This is a genomic window from Sandarakinorhabdus sp., assembly GCF_041689835.1.
GTDB lineage: Bacteria > Pseudomonadota > Alphaproteobacteria > Sphingomonadales > Sphingomonadaceae > Sandarakinorhabdus.
On record NZ_JBDNFM010000107.1, the window covers coordinates 1 to 7,572 of the forward strand.

The following is a 7,572-nucleotide window of genomic DNA, read 5'->3' on the forward strand; positions in this document are numbered from 1 at the left end:
GATCGGCGAGCATAAATACGGCAAGCCTGTGCTCGATCGCATGCTCACCTACGAAACGCCGATCGCGGAGGCGCTGAAGATCGCGCTGATCAGCTTTTCCGCCACCATGCGTTCCAACCTTGCAGTGGGCCTGCCCGTCGATATCGCCACCATCCGCACCGGGGTTTCCGATCTGGAACTGATCCACCGTATCGAAGTGGACGACGACTATTACCGCGAACTCAACAGCCGCTGGTCAAACGCCCTGCGCGCCGCCGCCGCCGCCATCCCGTTGCCGCAATATGCCAGCCAGCCGGAACAGGAATTGCGGAGTTGATCTGGATCGTCATCGCACTTGCTGGTCTTGTCATGGGAGTCGCTGCGGCACTCAAGTTGCCGAAAATTCGGCCTGTTGTGGCGGCCCCGGTTATCGGCAACGTGGTTGGGTGGGCATGGTACGCTGTCCATTTGGCGCGTTATGAGACTGACGCGCAGGATGGCATTGCGGTCATGTTTCTTTCCGTCGCCGCATCGGTGGCGGCCTATGCTGGCAACCACGGTTGCCGCCTGTGGAAGTGGTTTGCGGCTCGCTCAGGCCGCAGCCAGTTGTGACCCCGGCTTGGCTCGCGTCACCCACAGCATCATTGCCAGGACCAGGCCCACAAAGCTGACCCCGGTCATCGCCAGATAGCCCAGCGCAGCATCGCCATCGGCCACCAGCGCATCATAAAGATAGCCGGAGATGAATGTGGTGAAGGCCTGCGCCGGAGCCGAAGCCAACGCCATGTAGATCATCTGGGCGGTCGCGGTGAGTTCGTCGCCCATCATCTGGTTGACCAGCCGCATCGCCCCCAGAAACACCGCCGCAAAGGTGCCGGCGTGCAGCACCTGCAATGGCCACAGCGCCCATTCTGGCGGCAGGAACGCCATCGCCGTCCAGCGGATGATGCAGGCGACCGCGCCGACCAAAATCAGCGTTTCCGAAGCGAACTTGCTCGACCAGCCGCCGAGGAACATCAGAAACAGCACTTCCACCGCAACACCGACCGACCACAGGTTGCCTGCCACCGCCTGGCTGATGCCTTGATCCTTCGTCCAGATCAGCACGCCGAATCCATAAAAATAGCCGTGGGTGGCCTGCAGAATGCCGGCAGCAAAGATCAGCAGCGCAAATCGGCGGTTTTTCAGCAGGCCAACGCCCTCCTTCAGGCGCCCGATGAAGTCCCCCTCCTCGTTGCCCGCCACCTTTTCCCGCGGCATCACGAACGCCGCGCCAATCAGCGCGATCGATACGCCGAGCAGCCAGGCCCAGATCGCCCACGGGCCGTAGTCGCCCACCAGAAAACCGACGCTGGACGATCCAACGATGAACGCGGCAGACGCCAGCCCCCGCGCAAAGCCGTAGGGCGGCAGGCCGCGTTTGGTCAGGCGGATCAGCGCGGCCTCAACCGCTGGCAGCAGACCCCAGAAACACACATCCATCAGCAAAATGATGGTGAACACCGGCCAAAATCCGCGCACGAACCACAGCGCCGCAAAACCGGCCGTGAGCAGGACGGCAAACAGGAACAGCGGCGCGCGCTTGTCGTCCTGGCCGGCTGCCCACGCTGCGGTAAGCGGCCCGGCGATGATGCGCGACAGCCCGCCAATGGTGAGCACAAGGCTGATCTGCACACCGGTGAAGCCTTGGGTGGCATCAAGCCAGGTCGGCAAGTGCGGGATCAGCGCGCCGAACCCGGCAAAGAACAGACACGACAGCAATGTCGCGCGCACGGCGTCGAAGTTCAATTTATCAGGGGATGATTCGGGTGCAGATTCGGACATGGGGTTTGATGGCAGGCTGCAACGAACCTGTCATCTGTATGGCGTGACATTCCGGCGCAAGCCCGCGTAAGATCAGGCACAACACCACTGGGGAGACACGCCATGGCCCTTCCGGCCCTTTTCGATCTGACCGGGCAGACCGCCCTCATCACGGGCTCCAGCCGCGGCATCGGCAAGGCGATTGCCCACCGCATGGCCGAACACGGCGCCAACGTGGTGATTTCCAGCCGCAAGGCCGATGCCTGCGAAGCCGCGCGGGACGAGATCAATGCCGCCGTCGGCCGCGAAGCCGCCATCAGCGTGCCCGCCAACATCGCAGCCAAGGAAAGCCTGCAGGCGCTGGTTGATGCCACCATCGCCAAATGGGGCCAGATCGATCACCTGGTGTGCAATGCCGCTTCCAATCCCTATTATGGCCCGCAAGCCGGCATCTCGGATGAAGCCTTCACCAAGATCCTGCAAAACAACATCGTCTCCAATCACTGGCTGATCACGATGGTTGCCCCCGCCATGCGTGCCCGCAAGGATGGCACCATCACCATCGTCAGCAGCATCGGCGGCCTGCGCGGCAGCACCATCATCGGCGCCTATTGCATCTCCAAGGCTGCCGACATGCAGCTCGCCCGCAACCTGGCCTGCGAATACGGTCCGGACAATGTGCGCGTGAACTGCATCGCGCCAGGCCTGATCAAGACCGATTTTGCCAAGGCACTGTGGGACGATGCCGAAACCCTCAAGCGCTCCACCGCCACCGCGCCCTTGAAGCGTATTGGCGTGCCCGACGAAATCGCCGGCATGGCGGTGTTCCTCGCCGGCAAGGCCGGGGCTTTCACCACCGGGCAGAATTTCGTGATTGATGGCGGGGTTACAGCCGCCTGATTCTGGCGCCTAACGCCGGTCGTAATAAAGCTGCCCCATCAGCCCGAATAGCCTGGTCACGTCCGGCGGCGCTGTGTCGCCCGAAAACTCGCGGTAGAGCGTATCGACGTTCACCGCGATGCGTTCGGCGTCTTTCCACGATGCATAACGGCCCAGCCCGATGTCGCGCGCGGCGCCCTCGGCAGACAGGCCGGCGTCAAAGCGGGTGCGGGCTTCGATGGTGATATAGGCCAAGTAATCCGCCACCTCGCGCACACCGGCCTTGTCGGTCAATGGGCCGTGGCCGGGCACGATCACATCCACATCCATGCCAATGATGCGTTCGCAGGCAGCGACCCAGTTCGATACCGGCCCGGCCCACATGATCGGCGTGCCTTCGATGAACAGGATGTCGCCGGTGAACACGGCCTTGGCTAGGGGCACGTGCACCAGCACGTCGCCAGCGGTGTGGGCGGGGCCAACCTCGATCAGATCGACCGCGCGCCCGGCCACATCCAGCGTGGTGTGGCCGCAAAAAGTGCGGGTTGGCGGGCATTCGACCACGCCGGCAAAATCGAACGGCGCAAAGATCTCGGCAAAATAGCGGCCGGCCACGCCCATCTGGCCGGCGGCGCCCGCGGCCTTCATCTGGGCCAGCAACGCCGGCGAAAACGCCTCCATCTCACGCGCAGATGCTTGAGATGCGATGATTTCGGCGTTTTCCAGCAAGTGGTTGCCGTGAGTGTGATCGCCATTGGCGTGAGTGTTGACCACCTGGCCGATCGTGGCCGCGCCAAAGCCGGTGGCCCGCTCCATCCCCGCCAGCATCTCGGCGGTAAGCGCCGTATCGAACAGCGTATCGACCAGTGCCGCCGCCCCGTCTCCGGGCGTACCGTGGGCAATCAGGCCGGCGTTGGACCAGCCCCAGCCGCCGTCGGGCTGCAACCAGGCAAACAGGCCATCACCGATTTCGTGCAGTCCGCGTTGATACGCAGTCAAGGCCGGGCCTCCAATTCGAAACTGATGATGACATCGGCCTGCAGCGCCAATTCACCAGGCTGCACCGGCGGCGCGGCACTGGCTTCGGCCATGGCTGTGCGCAGCATCGGGCGCGGGCCAGGATCGGCGGCGGCGGCACCCTCGCTGATGCTGGTGATGCGCTTCACCTTCAGGCCGGCGGCCCGTGCATAAAGCTCGGCCCGCGCCCGCGCCTTGGCCACGGCGGCCATGCGAGCTTCATCCAGCGCCGTATCGGGATTGGCCAGGGTGAATTCCGGGCCCTGCACTTCGTTGGCGCCGGCCTTGATCGCGATATCGACCAGCTTGCCGGCATCGGCCAGCCTGCCGGTGCGGATGCTGATGCTGTTGCGCGCCTGATAACCGGTGAGCATCGGCGGCTGTTCGGGCTGGTACCGGTATTGCGGGTTGAGGCTGAGGCCCGTGGTTTGCACGTCACGATCGGCGATGCCAGCCGCCTTCAGTGCGGCCAGAACCGCCGTCATCCGCGCGGCATTGCCCGCCATCGCAGCGGCAGCCGTTGCGCCATCGGTGAGCACCGCGGCGGTCAACCGCACCTGATCGGGCGCGCGCGCCACCCCGGCACTGGCCGTGAGCGTGAGCATGGTGGGCAGGGGCAAGGCGGCGGGCGGGGCGGCGGGCAAAGAACGATCCTGGGCGGCAGCCGGAGCCACCATCAGCAGACCGGCAAGCAGCGGCAGAAAACGGCGCATCGGCAGGCTCCTTCATCAGTGACGAGCGCTGATGATGGCCCGGACAAGCAGCGCCGTCACCCCGAAAAATTACCGCCGCTACAAGGCTCTGCTGCGGCGACGGGGCATCGAGTGGCGCTCAGATTTATCTTTTTGTGGCCGTGAACATGCGGTATTGAAAAGTGCTTGAATGCGGTGATGTATTTCGATAATACACCGACGCAGAGGATCTATGACTATGAATGCGCATAATGCTGTCCCTTCGTCTGCCGCTGCGGAAGTCTATTCGTTCCAGCCAGTTGATGGCGAGGCCCCCGTCTCTGCTCGCCGCAGCCGCTGGCTCAAGCCCGGCTTGATTGCGCTGGTCGTGGCGCTGGCCGGCGTTGCTGGCTGGAAGGCTTTTGGCCCGGCAGCCGCGCCGCCGGTCGCTCCGGCGAGCAATCTGCCGGAAGTGACCGTGCTGGTGCCCGGCACCACCATGCTTGCCGATGCCATCACCGCACCGGGCAGCATCGCAGCCAGGCGTGATGCCGCCGTGGGTGTGCAGGGCGAAGGCGGCCGCGTGGTGCGCGTGTTTGTCGAGCCTGGCCAGCGCGTTGGTGCGGGCCAGGTGCTGGCCCAGACCGACAGGCAGGTGCAAACGCAGGAAATCGCCCAGCTTGCCGCCGGTGTGCGCCAGGCCGAAGCCGAGGCCCGGTTGGCACAGGCCAATCTCACCCGCGCCGAAAGCCTTGTGGCCAAAGGCTTCATCAGCCGCGCCGATATCGATCAGCGCGTTGCCACCCGCGATGGCGGGCTGGCGCGCGTCGGCGTGGCCCGCGCTCAGCTTGGCGCCGCGCGCGAACGCGCCGAGCGTCTCGACGTGCGCTCGCCGGCGGCGGGGCTCATTCTGGCGCGCAACGTCGAAACCGGCCAGGTGGTCGGCCCCGGCACCGGCGCGCTGTTCCGCTTGGCTGAAGGCGGCGCGCTGGAAATGCGCGCTCAGGTGGCCGAACAGGATCTGGCCCGGCTCAAGGTCGGCATGCCGGCCCTGGTCACGCCAGTGGGTGCCAGCGAAGGCTTCAGGGGCCGCGTCTGGCTTATTGATCCGGTGATCGATCCGGCCAACCGCCAAGGCGTTGTGCGCATTCAGCTGAATTATTCGCCGGGCCTGCGCGTTGGCGCCTTTGCCCGCGCCCGCATCGAAGGCGGCCAGACCACGCGGCCCCTGTTGCCGCAATCGGCGGTGCTGGCCGATGTGATGGGCAATTATGTATACGTGCTGGGCAAGGACAACACGGTGGAACGCCGCAATATCACCGTAGGCGCCATTGGCGATGCGGGAGTGGGCGTCGCCTCGGGCCTGAACGGCACGGAACGGGTGGTGGCGAGCGCCGGCGCCTTCCTCAAGCCGGGTGACAAGATCAAGCCCGTGCTTGCCGCGCCCACCGTTCGCTGATCACGACAGGACACGCCCGCGATGCGCAATATCTCTGCCTGGTCGATCAAAAATCCGGTGCCGCCACTGGTGTTGTTCACATTGCTGATGCTGGCCGGCGTACTGTCGTTCAGGGCGATGGACATCAACAACCAGCCCGACATCGAGTTTCCAGGCGCGCAGGTCATCGTTGCGCAGCCGGGTGCCGCCCCTGAAGAACTGGAAAACCAGGTCACCCAGCGGGTTGAAGCCGCGGTGCGCAACATCACCGGCGTCGACGAGGTCAACAGCTTTGTGTCCGAAGGCAGCAGCCGCACGATGGTGCAGTTTGCCATCGGCACGCCCATCGATCGCGCTGTCAATGATGTTCGCGACGCCGTGGCCAATATTCGCGGCGATCTTCCTCAAGGCATCTTGCAGCCGCAGGTCAACCGCCTCGACATCGCTGGCGGGCCAATCGCCTATTTCTCGGTTGAATCCACCGGCATGACGCTGGAGCAGCTGAGCTGGTTTGTCGACAACACGGTGGCTAAACGTTTGCTGGGCGTCCCCGGCATGGCTCAGGTGCGCCGTTCGGGCGGGGTGAGCCGTGAAATCCGGGTCATCCTCGATCCCGATCGCATGCAGGCTTACGGCGTCACCGCATCCCAGGTGAATGCCCAACTGCGCCAAGTCAATTTGAACGCTGCCGGCGGCCGCGCCGAAATCGCCGGTGCCGAACAATCGGTGCGCGTGATGGGCAATGCCCGCAATGCGGTGGGCCTTGGCGACACCCAGATCAACCTTGGCCAAGGCCGCAGCATCCGCCTTGGCGACATTGCCGACGTGCGCGACGGCTATGCCGAACAGCGCAGCATTTCCAAGCTGAATGGCCGTCAGGTCCTCAGCTTCTCGATGGCCAAGGCCAAGGGTTCTTCTGATGTGACCGTTTATGAAGCGGCGCTCAGGGAAATCGATGCCCTGCGCAGCCAATATCCCAAGGTGAATTTCCAGCTGATCTTCACGTCGGTCGAATATACCAAAACCCAGTATCACGGTGCCATCGACGCCATGATCGAAGGTGCCATCCTCGCCGTGGTGGTGGTGTGGCTGTTCCTGCGGGATTGGCGTGCCACGGTGATTTCGGCACTGGCGATTCCGTTGTCGGCCATCCCCACCTTCTGGTTCCTCGATGTCTGGCTCGGCTTCTCGCTCAACCAGTTATCACTGCTGGCGCTCAGCCTCGTCGCCGGGGTGCTGGTGGATGATGCCATCGTCGAGATCGAGAATATCGTCCGCCACATGCGGATGGGCAAATCCGCCTATCAGGCATCGATGGATGCCGCCGATGAAATCGGCCTCGCGGTGGTGGCCACCACCATGTCGATTGTCGCGGTGTTCCTGCCGGTGGCGTTGATGCCCGGCATTTCCGGGCAATTTTTCAAGAATTTCGGTGCCACTGTTGCGGTGTCAGTGCTGATCAGCCTCGCTGTGGCCCGCCTGATCACGCCGATGCTGGCCGCTTATTTCCTCAAGAGCGAGGGCAAGGCAGACCACGGCACCGCCAAGTGGGTAGACAGCTACATGCGCATTCTCACCTGGGCGCTGGCCAATCGCATGAAAACCGTGTTCGGCATCGGCGGGGCGGCGCTTGCGCTCACCGTTGCCCTATTTGCCGTGCTGCCCATGACCTTCCAGCCGGACGTGGACAATGACGACAGCCAGGTGACCATCGCGCTGCCGCCGGGCGTCACACTGGCGCAAACCGAAGCCATCGTGGAAAAAGCCGTCGCAGTGATTGAATCC

7 protein-coding genes and 1 pseudogene are annotated in these 7,572 nt (G+C 64.0%); 5 read left to right on the forward strand and 3 right to left on the reverse strand.

Annotated features, from left to right (window positions below; all coding sequences use genetic code 11):
- A pseudogene (locus tag ACESL8_RS05650) lies at positions 1-316 on the forward strand (peptidase); the annotation flags it as partial.
- Positions 313-591, forward strand: a complete 279-nt coding sequence (locus ACESL8_RS05655; protein WP_372916704.1) for a hypothetical protein — start codon at positions 313-315, stop codon at positions 589-591. The pseudogene ACESL8_RS05650 and the gene ACESL8_RS05655, both read left to right, overlap by 4 nt.
- Here ACESL8_RS05655 and ACESL8_RS05660 read toward each other — a convergent pair.
- Positions 571-1,803: an MFS transporter gene (locus ACESL8_RS05660; RefSeq protein WP_372916706.1), complete on the reverse strand. Its 1,233-nt coding sequence runs from the start codon at positions 1,801-1,803 to the stop codon at positions 571-573. The genes ACESL8_RS05655 and ACESL8_RS05660 overlap by 21 nt on opposite strands.
- A 102-nt stretch (positions 1,804-1,905) precedes the next feature.
- Between ACESL8_RS05660 and ACESL8_RS05665 the strand changes: the two genes are divergently transcribed.
- The gene (locus ACESL8_RS05665) at positions 1,906-2,682 is read left to right on the forward strand and encodes an SDR family NAD(P)-dependent oxidoreductase (protein WP_372916708.1); all 777 of its coding nucleotides are present in this window, start codon (positions 1,906-1,908) and stop codon (positions 2,680-2,682) included.
- Positions 2,683-2,691: 9 nt separating this feature from the next.
- Here ACESL8_RS05665 and ACESL8_RS05670 read toward each other — a convergent pair whose 3' ends face one another.
- Positions 2,692-3,660 (reverse strand): MBL fold metallo-hydrolase, encoded by a 969-nt coding sequence (locus tag ACESL8_RS05670; RefSeq protein ID WP_372916710.1) that lies wholly within the window; start codon positions 3,658-3,660, stop codon positions 2,692-2,694.
- Entirely contained in the window at positions 3,657-4,391 is a 735-nt protein-coding gene (locus ACESL8_RS05675) for an SIMPL domain-containing protein (RefSeq protein WP_372916712.1), read from the reverse strand. The genes ACESL8_RS05670 and ACESL8_RS05675 overlap by 4 nt, the downstream gene beginning before the upstream one ends.
- Positions 4,392-4,602: 211 nt before the next feature.
- Here ACESL8_RS05675 and ACESL8_RS05680 point away from each other — a divergent pair, with 211 nt between their 5' ends.
- Positions 4,603-5,808, forward strand: coding sequence for an efflux RND transporter periplasmic adaptor subunit (locus ACESL8_RS05680; protein ID WP_372916714.1), 1,206 nt, complete (start codon positions 4,603-4,605; stop codon positions 5,806-5,808).
- Positions 5,809-5,829: 21 nt separating this feature from the next.
- The coding region (locus tag ACESL8_RS05685) for an efflux RND transporter permease subunit (RefSeq protein ID WP_372916716.1) at positions 5,830-7,572 on the forward strand (1,743 nt) is incomplete at its 3' end.

Excerpts from the sequence above, each read along its gene's own strand:
- ACESL8_RS05660 (WP_372916706.1), bottom strand. The coding sequence starts at position 1,803 with ATGTCCGAATCTGCACCCGAATCATCCCCTGATAAATTGAACTTCGAC.
- ACESL8_RS05680 (WP_372916714.1), top strand. The coding sequence starts at position 4,603 with ATGACTATGAATGCGCATAATGCTGTCCCTTCGTCTGCCGCTGCGGAA.
- ACESL8_RS05665 (WP_372916708.1), top strand. The coding sequence starts at position 1,906 with ATGGCCCTTCCGGCCCTTTTCGATCTGACCGGGCAGACCGCCCTCATC.
- ACESL8_RS05675 (WP_372916712.1), bottom strand. The coding sequence starts at position 4,391 with ATGCGCCGTTTTCTGCCGCTGCTTGCCGGTCTGCTGATGGTGGCTCCG.